This is a genomic window from Streptomyces sp. NBC_01077 (assembly GCF_045162855.1).
Classification (GTDB): Bacteria; Actinomycetota; Actinomycetes; order Streptomycetales; family Streptomycetaceae; genus Streptomyces.
On record NZ_CP108669.1, the window covers coordinates 3156954 to 3173611 of the forward strand.

A 16658-nucleotide genomic window follows, 5' to 3' on the forward strand; every position below is an offset into this window, starting at 1 on the left:
ACCCCTGCGTACGGACGATCGGCCGATCTCACACACCGGCCCCGCGTCCCGCCATCCGTCAACAAGTGCGAAGATGGGTTCTCGGCAGGACAGGGCCCCCACCACAGGGCCGAAAATAAGCGGCCGAACACCAGCCGCCGCCCGGTCATCGAGGACCGGCGACGAGCGCACATGCATGGAGGACGTGACGTGGCGAACGACGCCAGCACCGTTTTCGACCTAGTGATCCTCGGCGGCGGTAGCGGCGGTTACGCCGCGGCGCTGCGCGGAGCGCAGCTGGGCCTGGACGTCGCACTGATCGAGAAGAACAAGCTCGGCGGCACCTGCCTGCACAACGGCTGCATCCCGACGAAGGCCCTGCTCCACGCCGGCGAGGTCGCCGACCAGACCCGCGAGGCGGAGCAGTTCGGTGTCAAGGCCTCCTTCGAGGGCATCGACATCAAGGCCGTGCACAAGTACAAGGACGACGTGATCTCGGGCCTGTACAAGGGTCTGCAGGGTCTCGTCGCCTCCCGCAAGGTGACCTACATCGAGGGCACCGGCCACCTCTCCTCCCCGACCTCCGTCGATGTCGACGGCCGTCGCGTCGAGGGCCGTCACATCCTCCTGGCCACCGGTTCCGTGCCGAAGTCCCTCCCCGGCCTGGAGATCGACGGCAACCGGATCATCACCTCGGACCACGCGCTGACCCTCGACCGGGTCCCGGAGTCCGCGATCATCCTCGGTGGCGGTGTCATCGGCGTCGAGTTCGCCTCCGCGTGGAAGTCCTTCGGCACCGACGTCACGGTGATCGAGGGCATGAAGCACCTCGTCCCGGTCGAGGACGAGAACAGCTCGAAGCTTCTTGAGCGCGCGTTCCGCAAGCGCGGCATCAAGTTCAACCTCGGCACCTTCTTCCAGTCCGCCGAGTACACCGACAACGGCGTCAAGGTCACCCTGGCCGACGGCAAGACGTTCGAGGCCGAGGTGCTGCTCGTCGCCATCGGCCGCGGCCCGGTCTCCGCCGGTCTCGGTTACGAGGAGCAGGGCGTCGCGATGGACCGCGGCTACGTCCTGGTCGACGAGTACATGCGCACCAACGTGCCGACGATCTCGGCCGTGGGCGACCTCGTCCCGACGCTCCAGCTCGCGCACGTCGGCTTCGCCGAGGGCATCCTCGTCGCGGAGCGGCTGGCCGGCCTGAAGGCCGTCCCGATCGACTACGACGGCGTGCCCCGGGTGACGTACTGCCACCCCGAGGTCGCCTCCGTCGGCATCACCGAGGCCAAGGCCAAGGAGATCTACGGCGCGGACAAGGTCGTGGCCCTGAAGTACAACCTCGCGGGCAACGGCAAGAGCAAGATCCTCAAGACCGCGGGCGAGATCAAGCTCGTCCAGGTCAAGGACGGTGCCGTGGTCGGCGTCCACATGGTCGGTGACCGCATGGGCGAGCAGGTCGGCGAAGCGCAGCTGATCTACAACTGGGAGGCGCTGCCGGCCGAGGTCGCGCAGCTCATCCACGCCCACCCGACGCAGAACGAGGCGCTCGGCGAGGCCCACCTGGCCCTGGCCGGCAAGCCTCTGCACTCCCACGACTGACGCTCACGTCATCACAGGGCGCGACGACCACTTCCCGCAATTCGTTAGGAGCAACTGAAACCATGTCGGTTTCCGTAACCCTGCCGGCGCTCGGCGAGAGCGTCACCGAGGGCACCGTCACCCGCTGGCTCAAGGCCGAGGGTGAGCGTGTCGAGGCCGACGAGCCGCTGCTCGAGGTCTCGACCGACAAGGTCGACACCGAGATCCCCGCCCCCGCCTCGGGCATCCTCGCCTCCATCAAGGTCGCCGAGGACGAGACGGTCGAGGTCGGCGCCGAGCTGGCCATCATCGACGACGGCACGGGCGCCCCCGCGGCCGCTCCGGCTCCGGCCGCCGAGCCCGTCGCGGCCCCGGCCGCCCCGGCGCCGGTCGCCGAGGCCCCGGCCGCTCCGGCCCCCGTGGCCGAGGCCCCCGCCGCGGCTCCGGCCGGTGGCGCCACCGGTACGGACGTCGTGCTGCCCGCGCTGGGCGAGTCCGTCACCGAGGGCACCGTGACCCGCTGGCTGAAGTCGGTCGGCGAGACCGTCGAGGCCGACGAGCCGCTGCTCGAGGTCTCCACGGACAAGGTCGACACCGAGATCCCCGCCCCGGCCTCCGGTGTCCTCCTGGAGATCGTCGTCGCCGAGGACGAGACCGCCGAGGTCGGCGCCAAGCTCGCCGTCATCGGTGCCGCGGGTGCCGCTCCGGCCGCCGCCCCGGCTCCGGCTCCGGCCGCCCCCGTGGCCGCCCCGGCTCCGGTCGCCCCGGCCGCTCCGGCTCCGGCCCCCGCGCCGGTCGCTCCGGCCGCCCCGGTCGCCGCTCCGGCTCCGGTCGCCCAGACCCCGTCGATCGCCCCGGCCCTGGTCACCCCGGTTCCGGCGGCCCCGGCCGCTCCGGCCGAGGACGGCGCGTACGTGACCCCGCTCGTCCGCAAGCTCGCCACCGAGAACGGTGTCGACCTGGCGGCCGTCAAGGGTTCGGGCGTCGGCGGTCGTATCCGCAAGCAGGACGTCCTCGCGGCCGCCGAGGCCAGGAAGGCCGCCGCCGCTGCCCCGGTCGCGGCTGCTCCGGCCGCCGCCAAGGCTCCGGCCCTGGAGGTCTCCCCGCTGCGCGGTCAGACCGTCAAGATGACCCGCATGCGCAAGGTCATCGGCGACAACATGATGAAGGCGCTGCACGGCCAGGCCCAGCTGACCTCGGTCGTCGAGGTCGACATCACCAAGCTGATGAAGCTGCGCGCCCGCGCGAAGGACGCCTTCGCCGCCCGTGAGGGCGTCAAGCTCTCCCCGATGCCGTTCTTCGTGAAGGCGGCGGCCCAGGCGCTGAAGGCCTTCCCGGTCATCAACGCCCGGATCAACGAGGACGAGGGCACGATCACCTACTTCGACACCGAGAACATCGGTATCGCGGTGGACTCCGAGAAGGGTCTGATGACCCCGGTCATCAAGGGTGCGGGCGACCTCAACATCGCCGGCATCTCGAAGAAGACCGCGGAGCTGGCCGGCGCCGTGCGCGCCAGCAAGATCACCCCGGACGACCTGGCCGGTGCGACCTTCACCATCTCCAACACCGGTTCGCGCGGCGCGCTCTTCGACACGATCATCGTGCCGCCGAACCAGGTCGCCATCCTGGGCATCGGCGCCACCGTGCGCCGTCCGGTCGTCATCAACCACCCGGACCTGGGTGAGACGATCGCGATCCGCGACATGACGTACGTCGCGCTGTCCTACGACCACCGTCTGGTGGACGGCGCCGACGCCGCCCGCTACCTGACGGCCGTCAAGGCGATCCTCGAGGCCGGCGAGTTCGAGGTCGACCTCGGCCTGTAAGCCGTACGCCGAAAGGCATACGCCGAGGCAACGTAACGAGCCTCACCTGCGGCGCCCCCGTCCGGAAGTGTTTCCGGACGGGGGCGCCGCCGTATTGTCTTTAGAGTCAACACTCCCCGAGGAGCCGCTTCATGACCGTCCCCGTCGTCCACTCGCTGCGCGAGCAGATCCGCGAGCACATCGTGGAGGGGATCGTCAGCGGCCGCTGGAAGCCGGGCGAGCGCATCGTGGAGCGCCGGATCGCGACCGAACTCGAGGTCAGCCAGACGCCCGTGCGCGAGGCGCTGCGCGAGCTGGAGTCGCTGCGGCTGATCGAGTCTGCGCCGAACAAGGGCGTCCGGGTCCGCAATCTGACCGCCGCCGACCTGGAGGAGAGCTACCCCGTACGGGCCGGTCTGGAGCAGATCGCGGCCGAGCTGGCGGCCGGGCGGCTCGCGACGGACTGCTCGGCCCTGGAGCCCCACGTGGCGGCCCTCTACGAGGCGGACGCGACCTCCGACGGGACCGCGCAGGTGCGGCACACGGTGGCCTTCCACCGGGAGCTGGTGAAGGCGGCCGGGAACGCCGTCCTGCTGCACACCTGGGAGACGCTCGGCATCGAGGTCTTCACGGCCCTGTCGATCCGGTGGCTGGGCACGGTCCAGAAGTCGTACGCGGAGGAGCACCAGGAGCTGGTGGAGGCCTTCCGGCGTGGCGACCCGAACATCGGCGCCCTGGTGAAGGCGCATGTGCTGGGCTGCGCGCCGCGCGCCTGACTCCGTTCGCCGTCACGGAACGTAGCGGGTCCGCCCCTTCGGGTGGGCCCGCTCATTCGTGCGCGCACCCCCTCAGAAAGCGGCTCCCACCTGCGAAAACAGGGCGAAAACGAGGCACCGGGTGCCCCATTTCGCGGCACCCTGTGCCGACTTTCTCGATCTGAAGAGGTTTTCCCCTTCAACCCTTTGATCGATCATCGATCGCCGGTTTACAGTCTTCGGCGGGCCGCTACCCGGCCCTTCGCCCTGTCCTGCCAGACAAGGCACCCCATCTCCACCCCCACCTGTCCGGAAGGCGGCGATCATGACCGATCCCGTAGGCAAGATTCCGAGCGAGCTCGACCAGCTCCCGGACCGTGACACCGAGGAGACCGCCGAGTGGGCGGCCTCCCTGGACGCCGTCACCAAGGCCGCCGGCCCCCACCGGGCCGCCTACCTGATGCGCCGCACGCTCCAGCACGCCGAGGGCGCGGGCCTCGCCCTGCCCAAGCTGCTGGAGACGGATTACGTCAACACCATCCCGACCTCCGCCGAGCCGACGGGCGCCGCCTTCGACGGCGACGAGGCCATGGAGCGCCGGATCACCGCCTGGAACCGCTGGAACGCGGCCGCGATGGTCACCCGCGGCTCGAAGTACGGCGTCGGCGGTCACATCGCCACCTTCGCGTCGGCGGCCTGGCTGTACGAGACCGGCTTCAACCACTTCTTCAAGGGCAAGGAAGCCGACGGTTCCGGCGACCAGCTCTACATCCAGGGTCACGCCGCCCCCGGCATCTACGCCCGCGCGTTCCTGGACGGGCGCCTGAACGAGGCCCACCTCGACAACTTCCGGCAGGAGTCCGGCGGCAACGGTCTGCCCTCCTACCCGCACCCGCGCCGCCTTCCCTGGCTGTGGGAGTTCCCGACCGTCTCCATGGGTCTGGGCCCGCTCTCCGCGATCTACCAGGCGCGCTTCAACCGCTACCTGACCAACCGCGCCATCAAGGACGTCTCCGCCTCGCACGTGTGGGCGTTCCTCGGTGACGGCGAGATGGACGAGCCCGAGTCGACCGCGGCCCTCGCCCTGGCCGCCCGCGAGGGTCTGGACAACCTGACCTTCGTCATCAACTGCAACCTGCAGCGCCTCGACGGCCCGGTCCGCGCCAACTTCAAGATCGTGCAGGAGCTGGAGGCCCAGTTCCGCGGCGCCGGCTGGAACGTCGTGAAGTCGCTGTGGGGCAACGCCTGGGACGAGCTGTTCGCGCTCGACACCACCGGCGCCCTCGTCCGCCGCCTCCGCGAGGTGCCGGACGCGCAGGTCCAGACGTACCAGACCCGCGACGCCGCCTACATCCGCCAGGACTTCTTCGGCAAGGACCCGGCGCTCGTCGCGATGGCGCAGCTGCTGAGCGACGACAAGATCCTGGAGTGCTTCCACCTCTCGCGCGGTGGCCACGAGCCGCGCAAGGTGTACGCCGCGTACAAGGCCGCCGTCGAGTTCAAGGGCGCGCCGACGGTCATCCTCGCGCAGACCGTCAAGGGCTTCACCCTCGGTGAGGGCTTCGCGTCGAAGAACGCGAACCACCAGATGAAGAAGCTCTCGAACGACGAGTTCAAGAACATGCGTGACCTGCTCGAGCTGCCGATCTCGGACGCGCAGTTCGCCGACGGCCAGGTGCCGTACGGCCACCCCGGCGCCGACTCCCCCGAGGTCCGCTACCTGCAGGAGCGCCGCGCGGCGCTCGGCGGTCCGGCCCCGGCCCGTCGTACCCACGCGCTCGCCCCGCTGCCGGCCCCGGCCGAGAAGGCCTTCACCGCCTTCGACAAGGGCTCCGGCTCCCAGTCGATGGCCACGACGATGGCCTTCGTCCGTCTGATCAAGGACCTGATCCGCGACAAGGAGACCGGCAAGCGCTGGGTCCCGATCGTCCCGGACGAGGCCCGCACCTTCGGTATGGAGTCGCTGTTCCCGTCACTCGGCATCTACTCGCCGAAGGGCCAGACGTACGAGCCGGTCGACCGCGACCAGCTGATGTACTACAAGGAGGCCGTCAACGGCCAGATCCTCAACGAGGGGATCACCGAGGCCGGTTCGATGGCCGACTTCATCGCCGCTTCCACCGCGTACTCCACGCACGGCGAGGCGATGATCCCGTTCTACATCTTCTACTCGATGTTCGGCTGGCAGCGGACCGCCGACCAGATGTGGCAGCTCGGCGACCAGCTCGGCCGCGGCTTCCTCGTCGGCGCCACCGCGGGCCGTACGACCCTGACCGGTGAGGGCCTCCAGCACGCCGACGGCCACTCGCCGGTGATCGCGGCGACCAACCCGGCCGCCCTGACGTACGACCCGGCGTTCGCCTACGAGGTCGCGGCCATCGTCAAGGAGGGTCTGCGCCGGATGTACGGCGAGGCCGCCGAGGGCGAGGACCAGAACGTCTTCTACTACCTCACCGTCTACAACGAGCCGATGCCGCAGCCGGCCAAGCCGGCCGGGATCGACGAGGGCATCGTCAAGGGCCTCTACCGCTTCAACACGGCGGAGTCGGCCGGTCTCGACCTTCCCGCGAACGCCTCGCGGATCCAGCTGCTCTCCTCCGGCACGGCCATCCACTGGGCCCTGGAGGCGCAGAAGCTGCTCGCCGCCGAGTGGGGCGTGGGCGCCGACGTGTGGTCCGCGACCTCCTGGACGGAGCTGCGGCGCGACGCGCTGGAGGCCGACGCGGCGCTGCTGCGCGGCGAGGAGCAGGTGCCGTACATCCGCAAGGCCCTGGAGGGCGTCGAGTCCCCGGTCCTCGCGGTATCCGACTACATGCGCCAGGTCCCGGACCAGATCGCGCAGTGGGTCGAGCAGGACTGGTCCTCGCTCGGTGCGGACGGCTTCGGACTCTCGGACACCCGCGACGCGGCCCGCCGCCACTTCGGTGTCGACGCGCAGTCGATCGTCGTCGCGGCCCTCGCCCAGCTCGCCCGCCGCGGCGAGGTCCCGGCCTCGGCCGTGAAGGAGGCGCGCGAGCGCTACGGCCTGTAGGCCATGCCCGGTTGTCGGTGCGGGCACGCATGATGGGTTCATGCGTGCCGCCCGACTGATCAAGATGGTCCTGCTGCTCCAGTCCCGTCCTTCGATGACGGCGGCCGAACTGGCCGAGGAGCTGGAGGTGTCCGAGCGGACCATCACCCGCGATGCCCTCGCCCTCTCGGAGGCGGGGGTTCCGGTGTATGCGGACCGGGGCAGGACCGGTGGGTACCGGCTCGTCGGCGGCTACCGCACGCGACTCACGGGCCTGGCGCGCGGCGAGGCCGAGGCGCTGTTCCTGTCCGGACTGCCCGGCGCGCTGCGGGACATGGGCCTGGAGGACGCGGCGTCGGCGGCCCGGCTCAAGGTGTCCGCGGCGCTGCTGCCCTCGCTGCGCGACGCCCCGGACTCGGTGGCGCAGCGCTTTCTGCTCGACGCGCCCGGCTGGTACCAGGAGCCGGAGACCCCGGAGATGCTGCCGCCGATCGCAGAGGCGGTCTGGGACGACCGGATGCTCTCCGCCCGCTACCGGCGCGGTGACCGTGAGGTGGAGCGCGAGCTCGCCCCGTACGGCCTCGTCCTGAAGGCCGGCGTCTGGTACCTGTGCGCGCGCTCCGGTACGGCCTTCCGCACCTACCGGGTCGACCGCTTCACGGCCGTCGCCCTCTCCGGGGAACGCTTCGTACGGGACGAGGAGTTCGCCCTGCCGGACTTCTGGGCCCAGCGCGCGGCGGAGTTCGCCCGGTCGATCCTGCGCGCCGAGGTCGTCGTACGGCTCACGGAGGCGGGGGCCCGCAGACTCCCGTACGTGACCGACCGCGCGGCCGCCGAGGAGTCCCTGGCGGCGGGGACGCGGGACGCGGAGGGCGGGGTGACGGCGACGCTCCCCGTGGAGAGCGAGGAGGTCGCCTTCTCCCAGCTGATCACGCTCGGCGCGGAGGCCGAGGTACTGGCCCCGGCCTCCTTGCGCGCCCGGTTCGGGGAGGCGGCCCGGGGCCTCTCGGACCTGTACTCCTGACCGGTGCCTACCGGTCGTCGCGCACGTCCGGCACTCCTGGCTGTGCCTACCGGTAGTCGTGCACGTCCGGCTTCCCCGTCTCGCCCGCGATGATGAAGCCCCAGGCGTCCGGCCGTGACCCGTCGGCGTCGGTGAAGCCGTACTCCCCCGCGAGCTGTCCGCTCGACAGCGACCGGCCGTTCCAGCGGTGCCGGTCGGGGTCGGCGGCGAGGGCCGCGATCGCCCTCCCCACGTACACCGGGGACTCGGCGATCGCGAAGTCCGGGATCTTCTCCACGGCGTCGCGCCAGTTCTCCTCGGTGACGCCGAACCCGGCGAGCATCTGCTCGGACCTGAGCCAGCCGGGGGTGACGGAGACCGCCGTGCCGCCGTACTCCGCCAGTTCCCTGCCGAGTCCGAAGGCCATCCGGATCGGGGCGTTCTTGGCGAGGTCGTAGAAGAGGTTCTCGCGGAAACGGGTGCCGTTGTACTCGGACGTGCCGTCGGTGACCTCGACGACGAGCCCGCCACGGTTCCGGATGAGCAGCGGGATGGCCGTGTGCGAGGTGATGGCGTGCGTCCGCACCCCGAGTTCCAGCATCCGCAGGCCGCCGGTGAGGTCGTTCTCCCAGGTCTTCTTCCCGAAGGCGAGGAGGTGCTCCCCGCCCCAGACGTCGTTCACGAGGACGTCGAGCCGCCCGCGCTCCCGGTCGATCCGGTCGACCAGCGCCCGCACCTGCTCCACCTCCAGGTGGTCGGTGGGGACGGCGATGCCCTCGCCGCCGGCGGCCGTCACCAGTTCGGCGGTCTCCTCGATGGTCTCGGTGGCCCGGCCGACCTCGCTGACGTTCTCGCGGGTGGTCCGCCCGGTGACGTACACCGTCGCTCCCGCCGCGCCGAGCTGGACGGCGATGCCCCGCCCGGCGCCCCGGGTGGCCCCCGCGACCAGGCAGATCCGTCCCCGCAGGGCCTTCGTTTCGTTCGTCTCGGTCGTCATGAGTATCAGACTGGCAGGAAAGTACGACACCTTCTGTCCGGATTCATTTCGGGCTTTCCGGGTGCGTCGCACCCCCCGAACCAGGATGCTGGTCCCGTGATGGACGAGACCGAGTTCTGGGAGATCATCGACGCCAGCCGCGAGGACGCCGAGGGCGACCCCGAGGAACAGGCCGACCTGCTCGTGGAACGGCTGACCCGGCTGGACCCCGACTCCGTGCTCGACTACGCACGCCATTTCGAGGCCCGCTACAACCGCGCGTACCTGTGGGATCTGTGGGGCGCGGCGGCGGTGCTCTTCGACGGGGCCGGCGACGAGACCTTCGACTCGTTCCGCTGCTGGCTCATCGGCCAGGGCCGGGAGGTCTACGAGGGCGCGGTGCACGAGCCCGACGCGCTCGCGGAGCTGCTCGGCGACTTCGACCTGGAGATCGACGGGGACGGTGAGGAGATCGGTTTCGCGGCGGACGAGGCGTACGAACAGCTGACCGGCGCCGAGACCCCGGACCTGGGCATTCCGATGCCGGGCGGGGAGCCTCTGGGCGCGCCGTTCGACCTGGAGGACGACGACGTCCTCGCGGCTCGCTTTCCCCGGCTGTGGGGGCGCTTCGGAGCAGCCTGAGAACAGGGGCGGTACGGACCCCGGGGCCGTCGGAGGCACGGCCCCGGGGGTCTTCGGAGGCACGGCCCCGGGGGTCTTCGGAGGTACGGACCCGGGGGCCGTCCCACCCCGGGTCCGTACCGGCTCTGCGTCCCGCTCAGCCCGGCTGCGGGCGCGGGTTCTCCCGACGGTCTCGGCCTCCGGCCGGGTGCCGGTCGCTCAGAAGTGCGTGCCGCCGTCGATGCGGACCTCGGTGCCGGTGATGAACTTCCCGTCCTCTGACGCCAGCATCGCGACGACGCCGGCGACGGTCTCGGGGCCCGCGAAGCCCTGACCGAGGGCGGGGGCGAGCTTCGCGAAGAGGGACCAGTCGGCGTCCTCGGGGAGGCCGGGGCCGACGCTCTGGCGGCTGGCGCCGGTGCCGTCGGTCATGCCGGAGGAGATGGAGCCGGGCTGGACGGCGGTGAAGCGGATGCCCTGCTTGGCGTACTCGGCGGCGAGCGCGTGGGTCATGGACTGGATGCCGCCCTTGCTGGCCGCGTAGGCCGCCATGTAGGGGTGCGCGAACATCGCCGAGGTGGAGGAGAAGTTCACGACGGCGGAGCCGTCGCCCTCCAGCAGGGCGGGGATCGCCTCGCGGATCATCAGGAACGTGCCGGTGAGGTTGATCCGTATGACCTGCTCGAACGAGTCGAGGCTCGTCTCGTGGGTGTGCGAGGAGCGCAGGATGCCGGCGGCGTTGACCAGGACGTCCAGGCCACCGAGCGCCTCGACGGCGGCGGCGACGCCGGCGCGTACGGAGGCCTCGTCGGCGACGTTCAGGACGACGGTGGTGAGGCGGTCGGCGGCGTCGCCGGCCTTGGCGACGGTGTCCTTGAGGCCGTCCTCGCTGATGTCGGCGGCGACGACCCGGCCGCCCTCGGCGAGCACGCGGAGGACGGTGGCCTGGCCGATGCCGGAGCCGCCGCCGGTGATGAGGGCGCGGCGTCCTTCGTAACGGGTCAGCTGGTTCATGGCGGCAACCTCTCGATGTCGAGCTTCCGACCGGATCTTCCGGGGGACTTCCCGCGGGACTTCCGGGGGACGCTGCCACCGTACGCCCAAGTGGCACGTTTTGCCATAGTTGCATGACGTGCACATCGTGCACGTCTGACAGCCGGCAGGCGTACGCTTCGTACGGTGAGCACCAAGCCCGAGGGCGCCACGCCCCCCACCCGGACGCTGACGGAGCGCCGCAAGGCCGCCACCCAGCTGGACATCGCGCGCGCCGCCGCCGAACTCTTCACCGAGCACGGCCCCGACGGCACCACGGCCGAGGACATCGCCCTGCGGGCCGGGGTCGCGCTGCGCACCTTCTACCGGTACTTCCGCTCCAAGCAGGACGCCGTGGCCCCGCTCCTCGCGGGCGGCGGCGACCGCTGGCGCGAACTCCTCGCCGCGACGGCCGCGACGGAACCGGGCGCGGGACTGCCCGAGGCCCTGGAGCGCTCGATCGCCACGTCACTGACGCCCGGGGACGCGGCGGCGGAGGAGGGGCTGCGCTGGACGCGCGGACTGCTGCGCGCGGCCGCCGAGGACCCGGCGCTCCGGGCCGTCTGGTACCGGGTCAACCAGGAGTCGGAGGAGCGGCTGCGGGAGGTCGTCGCCGGGCTCGCGGGGCCGGGCGCGGACCCGCTGGAGGTACGGCTCGCGGCGGCGGCGGCCACGGACGCGATCCGGATCGCGCTGGAGAGCTGGGCGGAGACGGACGCGCCGGTACGGGGCGCGGGCGCCCCGGCGGAGCTCGCGGTCCGGTGCCTGCGGGAACTGATGGGCGGGATGCGGCTCTTGAACCCCGGCTTCAGCGGACGGTCAGTGAGCGGCCCATGAGGATGTCGTCCACGTACGCCCCGGCCAGGAAGAGCTCCCCCGGCAGGACGCCCTCGACCGCGAAGCCCTCGGAGGCGTAGAGCGCGCGGGCGGGGGCGTTGTGGCCGAGCACGCGGAGGGTGATGCGCACGGCGCCGTCCGCGCGCGCCCTGTCCATCGCGGCCCGCAGCAGAGTCCGCGCCACACCGCACCCGCGGGCGGACTCGGCGACGGCGAGACCCTGGATCTGGCGGACGTGGGCGGTGGCGGCGAGCGGGGTCGGCGGCGCGACCCGGATGTAGCCGACGATCACGCCCTCACGTACCGCGAGGAGGTAGTCCTCGGGCAGATGACGGTCGTCGAAGAAGGGCTCGTACGGCGGGGTCGGGGCGGGCAGCACCGCGTGCAGGGTCGACCAGGCGGCCCGGTCGAGCGCGGCGAGGGCCTCCTCGTCCTCCTGGGCGGCCGTACGTATCAGCGTCTCCGGCACGATCATGGCAGCCACTGTGCCACGCCCCCGCCCGGGAGGGCAGGATGGTGGCCATGCAGCGTTCCGCCACCCGCAAGCGTGTCGCCGTCACCGGTGCCTCCGGGCTCATCGGCTCCGCCCTCGTCCGCTCCCTGCGCGCCGACGGCCATGACGTGCTCCGGCTCGTCCGCCGTCCCGCCCGCACCGCCGACGAGGTCGAGTGGGACCCGAAACGGCTGTACGTGGACGCCGCCGGGCTCGTCGGCGTCGACTCCGTCGTGCACCTGGCGGGCGCCGGGGTCGGCGAGCGCCGCTGGAACGAGGCGTACAAGCAGGAGATCCGGGACAGCCGGGTGCTCGGCACGAGGGCGATCTCCCAGGCCCTCGCCTCGCTCGCGGAGCCGCCGGAGAGCCTGGTGTGCGGCACGGCGCTCGGCTGGTACGGGGACACCGGCAGCCGCGCGGTCGACGAGAGCGCCCCGGCGGGCACGGGCTTCCTGCCCTCGGTCTGCGTGGAGTGGGAGGCCGCCGCGGCCCCCGCCGAGGAGGCCGGCATCCGGGTCACCTACGCCCGTACGGGCCTGGTGGTGGCGCGCGAGGGCGGGGCGTGGGGGCGGCTGTTCCCGGTCTTCCGGGCCGGGCTCGGCGGACGCATGGGCGACGGCCGCCAGTACTGGTCGTTCATCTCCCTCCACGACGAGGTGGCCGCCCTGCGCCATCTCGTCGACACCCCGTCGCTCTCGGGCCCGGTGAACCTGACCGCCCCCGACCCGGTCACCAACCGCGAGGTGACGGCGGCGATGGGCCGGGTGCTGGGCCGGCCGACCCTCTTCACGGTGCCCGCGCCCGCCCTGCGGCTGGTGCTCGGGGACTTCGCGCAGGACGTGCTGGGCAGTCAGCGGGTGCTGCCGGGGCGCCTGTTGGAGACCGGATTCGACTTCGCGTTCCCGACGATCGACGACTCGATCAGGGCGGCGGCGCGCTGAGCCACCCGCGCCCCCGCACCTCCCACCCCCTCCTTCCTCCCCCTCTGCGCGCCCCCGTGCCGCACGCACCCCGGTGCGCGCGGCTGGCACCCGTGGGAGCGCTGCCTAGGCTCGACACGAACGGCGAACTCGGGCATTCCGGAGGCCTGTTGGGGGCATAGGCCTCCCACTGGCCGCGCCGACCTGGGGAGGGGCACGTGCTCAACAGCGCAGACAGCGCAAGGACCGCACAGCGTACGGACGTCGACGTCGCGCAGACTGTCGACGTCGTCATCGTGGGAGCGGGGGTCGCGGGGCTCGCCGCCGCCCGCCGGCTGACCGACGCCGGGCTCTCCACGGTCGTCCTGGAGGCGGAACCCCGGATCGGGGGCCGGATGGCGACCGAGGCCGTCGACGGCTTCCTGCTCGACCGGGTCGGGCCGCTGCTCACCTTGTCGTACGAGGAACTGCGGGCCGTTCCGGGGCTCGACGGCCTGGTGCTGCGGCCGTTCGCCCCGGGGGTGCTCGTGCACAGCGACGGCCGGTACGCGCGGTGGGGCGCCCCGCACCCGCGCCGGACGGCCGGAGGACACCGGGGTGCGGGCCACCGAAGCGTGGGGGGAGCGTTCAGCGTGGCGCGCGCCCTCGCGAGCGCCCCCCGACATCCGGCCGCCTCGCTCGACCAGGCGCGGCTCGGGGCCTCCCTCGTCCGGCTCGCGGCGACCCCGACCCAGCGGATCCTGGCACGGCCCGAGCGGACCGCGCGCGAGGCGCTGACCGCGCGGCTGCCCGCCAGGACCGTGCAGGGGGTGCTGCGGCCGCTGCTCGCGGCGCTCCTCGGCGACCCGGACCTCGGCATGTCGAGCCGCCGCGCGGACCTGGCGCTGCGCGCCTTCGCCCGGGGCAGGCTGGCGGTGCCCGAGGGCGGTTCGGCGGCGCTCCCGGAGCGGCTCGCGGCGGCGCTGCCGCCGGGCACGGTCCGTACCGGCGTCCGGGTCACGGAGGCCTCGATCTCGCGGGTCACGACGGCCGACCACGGAGTCTTCCGCTGCCGTTCGGTCGTCCTCGCCACCGGGGCGCGTACGGCCGCCGACCTGCTGCCCGGCCTGCGGAGGCCGGCCTTCCACTCCGTGACGGTGCTTCACCACACGGCGCCGGCGGCACCGACCGGGGACCCGACGCTGCTCCTGGAGTCCGACCCGGGCGGGCCGGTGGCCCACACCGCCGTGATGAGCGCGGTCGACCCGCGCCGGGCGCCGGAGGGGCGGACCCTGATCACCTCGACGGTGCTCGGAACGCCACCGGACGACACGGAACGGCGGGTCCGCAAGCACCTCGCCACCTTGTACGGCACGTCGACCGACGAGTGGGAACTGCTCGCCCTGCACCACACTCCGGACGCGGTCCCGGCGATGACACCCCCACACGACGCCGGCCGCTCGGTCCGCCTGCTGTCGGGCCTGTACGTCTGCGGCGACCACCGCGCGACGAGCACGCCCCAGGGCGCACTGACCTCGGGCCGGCGCGCCGCCCGCGCGCTCCTGACGGACCTGGGGCTGCGCCCGCCGGGCGAACTCGCGACGGAGGAGGCCTGCGGGGAGGCGGCCTGACCATCCGGTGGCCGGGGCTTCGCAGGGCCGGGGGAGCCCCCCGCCCACCCCGTTGTGGGCATTCGTTCCGCAGGGGCGGAAGGGGTGGGCACAACGGACGACGCCCCTTGCCGGGCCCAGGCTTCCGCGCCTGGACCCGCGCCACAGGTGCGCCGCACGCGGTGGTGCGGGTCCAGGCACGAGGGGCGGAGGCGCCGCCAGGCGCGCCGTCCCGTGTGCCCACCCGTCCCGCCCCAGCGGGACGATTGCCCACACGGCGGGCAGGCGGGCGCGGGCCGCACGGCGTGGGGGCGGGCGCGGGCCGCGCACGGCGGGGCGGGCGCGGGCCGCACCGGCAGGGCGCGGCGGGTCGCACCGGCAGGGCGCTGCCCGCACAGGACGGAGCGCGGCCCGCACGGGCGGGAGCGCAGGGCCCGGGCTGGGGCGGGGCAGGGCCCGGGTCAGCCGATCGCTGCTACCCGGTCTCGGTACGTGCGGGCCGCCGCCGCGTCCCGGTACGGCTCCAGACGGCGTTCGAAGTCCCGTACGTACTCCACCGCCCTCGCCGACCGCATCTCCGACGCCTGTTGCGCGGCCTCCGCGCCCAGCGCGCACGCCTGGTCCAGTTCGCCGAGGGCCAGCCGCGAGGTCGCGAGGACCACCCTGCAGAAGAGGCGGCTGCGGGCGAAGGCGGGGGCGCGGAGCTGGAGGGCGCGTTCGGCGTGCTGGGCCGCCGGCCGGTACTGCTGGAGGTCGCGGTGGCAGTGCCCCAGTTCGTCGGCGAGCTGTGCCTCGTCGAACATCCGGGCCCAGTAGGGCACCTCGTCGCCGGGGCGGGCCGCTTCGAGGGCCCGCTCGGCCCGGACGAGCGAGGCACTGCACGCGCGTGCCTCGCCGAGGACCGCGTGCCCCCGCGCCTCCACCGCGTGCAGCATCGCCTGCACGACCGGCGGCGCGGCCGGCCCGACGCCCTGCTGGGCGACCCGGGCGAGCTGCACGGCCTCCCGCCCGTGACCGAGGTAGACGGCCTGGCAGCTCATGGTGAGGAGCACGTACGAGCCGTAGGCCCGGTCCCCCGCGGCCTGGGCGAGGCGCAGCGCCTGGACGAAGTAGCGCTGGGCCAGGCCGTGCGCGGCGATGTCGTACGAGGTCCAGCCGGCCAGCCGGGTGAGGTCGGCGGCCGCGGCGAAGAGACGGCGGCCCACGGACTCCCCGTACGTCCCGCGCAGCATCGGCTCGGCCTCGTGCTCCAGATAGCGGACGAGGGCCTGGCGGGCGTGCCCGCCGCCGTAGGCGTGGTCGAGCGTGCGGAAGAGTTCGCCGACGGAGCGGAGGGCCGCGATGTCCCCGCTGGAGACCCGCTGGCCGGGCCCCCGGTCCGTACCGCGCTGCCGGGGCACGGAGAAGCGGCCCTGGGACGGCACCCGGGGATCGTGCGCGAGCCGGGGGTCGGGCGCGAGGCGCGGCTCGTGCGCGAGGCGGGCCTCGGCGGTGACGGCCGCCGAGGAGGAGCGGGGGGCCTGCGGCACGTCCCCGCGCGCCACCCGGTCGTCGGCGCGGCCGATCAGCCAGTCGCGGCTGGGAACGACCAGACCCGCCGGGGTGAAGGCGATCTTGCGGAGTTCGGCGTGGCTGCCGGAGTCCTTGCGCCAGAGCCCGCTGACGATGTCGACGGCCTCTTCGGGGGTCGCGGCGAACTCCAGGCCCGCGTAGACCGGCGCGCAGGCGTCGAGACCGAGGTCCTGGGCGGAGAGCCGGCGGCCGAGACGACGGGTGAAGACCTCGGCGATCAGCGCGGGTGTGGTGCCGCGCGGCTGCTGGCCGCGGAGCCAGCGGGTCACCGAGGTCTTGTCGTACCGCAGATCGAGGCCGTGTTCCAGACCGAGCTGGTCCACCCGTCTCGCGAGGCCCGCATGGGAGAACCCCGCTTCGGCGATGAGCGCGGCGAGCTGGCGGTTCGGGATGCGCTGCGGTGGTCGTTCCGTCATCAGCTGTGCGGTCTCCTGCCTTCCGGGTCCGGACGGCAGCCCCGTCGGACCCTCATGGAACGGCGCGAA

General features: G+C 72.8%; 13 protein-coding genes. 9 read left to right on the top strand and 4 right to left on the bottom strand.

The annotated features are described in order from the left end of the window. The first annotated feature begins 189 nt into the window (after nucleotides 1-189). The 5 genes from lpdA to OG462_RS14095 all read left to right on the top strand — a co-directional run bounded on the left by lpdA (nucleotide 190) and on the right by OG462_RS14095 (nucleotide 8154). Nucleotides 190-1578: a dihydrolipoyl dehydrogenase gene (gene lpdA, locus OG462_RS14075; RefSeq protein ID WP_056560364.1), complete on the top strand. Its 1389-nt coding sequence runs from the start codon at nucleotides 190-192 to the stop codon at nucleotides 1576-1578. Nucleotides 1579-1640: 62 nt separating this feature from the next. Continuing rightward, nucleotides 1641-3386: a 2-oxoglutarate dehydrogenase, E2 component, dihydrolipoamide succinyltransferase gene (gene sucB, locus OG462_RS14080; protein WP_406057771.1), complete on the top strand. Its 1746-nt coding sequence runs from the start codon at nucleotides 1641-1643 to the stop codon at nucleotides 3384-3386. Nucleotides 3387-3517: 131 nt separating this feature from the next. Next, the gene (locus OG462_RS14085) at nucleotides 3518-4141 is read left to right on the top strand and encodes a GntR family transcriptional regulator (RefSeq protein ID WP_266891056.1); all 624 of its coding nucleotides are present in this window, start codon (nucleotides 3518-3520) and stop codon (nucleotides 4139-4141) included. Between the two features lie 304 nt (nucleotides 4142-4445). Continuing rightward, complete coding sequence (aceE, locus tag OG462_RS14090) at nucleotides 4446-7151, top strand: pyruvate dehydrogenase (acetyl-transferring), homodimeric type (RefSeq protein ID WP_406057772.1); 2706 nt, start codon at nucleotides 4446-4448, stop codon at nucleotides 7149-7151. A gap of 40 nt (nucleotides 7152-7191) precedes the next feature. After that, on the top strand, nucleotides 7192-8154 hold the full coding sequence (locus tag OG462_RS14095; protein ID WP_406057773.1) for a helix-turn-helix transcriptional regulator: 963 nt from the start codon (nucleotides 7192-7194) through the stop codon (nucleotides 8152-8154). A 46-nt stretch (nucleotides 8155-8200) separates the two neighbouring features. On the opposite strand, the gene OG462_RS14100 is transcribed toward OG462_RS14095, so the two are convergent. Further along, complete coding sequence (locus OG462_RS14100) at nucleotides 8201-9130, bottom strand: SDR family oxidoreductase (RefSeq protein WP_406057774.1); 930 nt, start codon at nucleotides 9128-9130, stop codon at nucleotides 8201-8203. 99 nt (nucleotides 9131-9229) lie between these two features. On the opposite strand from OG462_RS14100, the gene OG462_RS14105 reads away from it, so the two are divergent. Beyond that, nucleotides 9230-9751: a DUF4240 domain-containing protein gene (locus OG462_RS14105; protein WP_406066531.1), complete on the top strand. Its 522-nt coding sequence runs from the start codon at nucleotides 9230-9232 to the stop codon at nucleotides 9749-9751. A 198-nt stretch (nucleotides 9752-9949) separates the two neighbouring features. Here OG462_RS14105 and OG462_RS14110 read toward each other — a convergent pair whose 3' ends face one another. Beyond that, nucleotides 9950-10744, bottom strand: a complete 795-nt coding sequence (locus OG462_RS14110; RefSeq protein WP_406057775.1) for an SDR family NAD(P)-dependent oxidoreductase — start codon at nucleotides 10742-10744, stop codon at nucleotides 9950-9952. A 165-nt stretch (nucleotides 10745-10909) separates the two neighbouring features. Between OG462_RS14110 and OG462_RS14115 the strand changes: the two genes are divergently transcribed. Beyond that, nucleotides 10910-11599, top strand: a complete 690-nt coding sequence (locus OG462_RS14115; RefSeq protein WP_406057776.1) for a TetR/AcrR family transcriptional regulator — start codon at nucleotides 10910-10912, stop codon at nucleotides 11597-11599. Here the strand turns inward: OG462_RS14115 and OG462_RS14120 are convergent. Continuing rightward, nucleotides 11571-12074 (bottom strand): GNAT family N-acetyltransferase, encoded by a 504-nt coding sequence (locus OG462_RS14120; protein ID WP_406057777.1) that lies wholly within the window; start codon nucleotides 12072-12074, stop codon nucleotides 11571-11573. The genes OG462_RS14115 and OG462_RS14120 overlap by 29 nt on opposite strands. Before the next feature lie 38 nt (nucleotides 12075-12112). Between OG462_RS14120 and OG462_RS14125 the strand changes: the two genes are divergently transcribed. Both OG462_RS14125 and OG462_RS14130 read left to right on the top strand, forming a co-directional pair. Next, nucleotides 12113-13033 carry a TIGR01777 family oxidoreductase gene (locus tag OG462_RS14125; protein ID WP_406057778.1) on the top strand — a complete coding sequence of 307 codons (921 nt, stop codon included), beginning with the start codon at nucleotides 12113-12115 and terminating at the stop codon, nucleotides 13031-13033. Between the two features lie 197 nt (nucleotides 13034-13230). Continuing rightward, complete coding sequence (locus tag OG462_RS14130) at nucleotides 13231-14622, top strand: NAD(P)/FAD-dependent oxidoreductase (protein WP_406057779.1); 1392 nt, start codon at nucleotides 13231-13233, stop codon at nucleotides 14620-14622. A gap of 440 nt (nucleotides 14623-15062) precedes the next feature. On the opposite strand, the gene OG462_RS14135 is transcribed toward OG462_RS14130, so the two are convergent. After that, entirely contained in the window at nucleotides 15063-16589 is a 1527-nt protein-coding gene (locus OG462_RS14135; protein ID WP_406057780.1) for a regulator, read from the bottom strand. Between the last annotated feature and the right edge of the window lie 69 nt (nucleotides 16590-16658).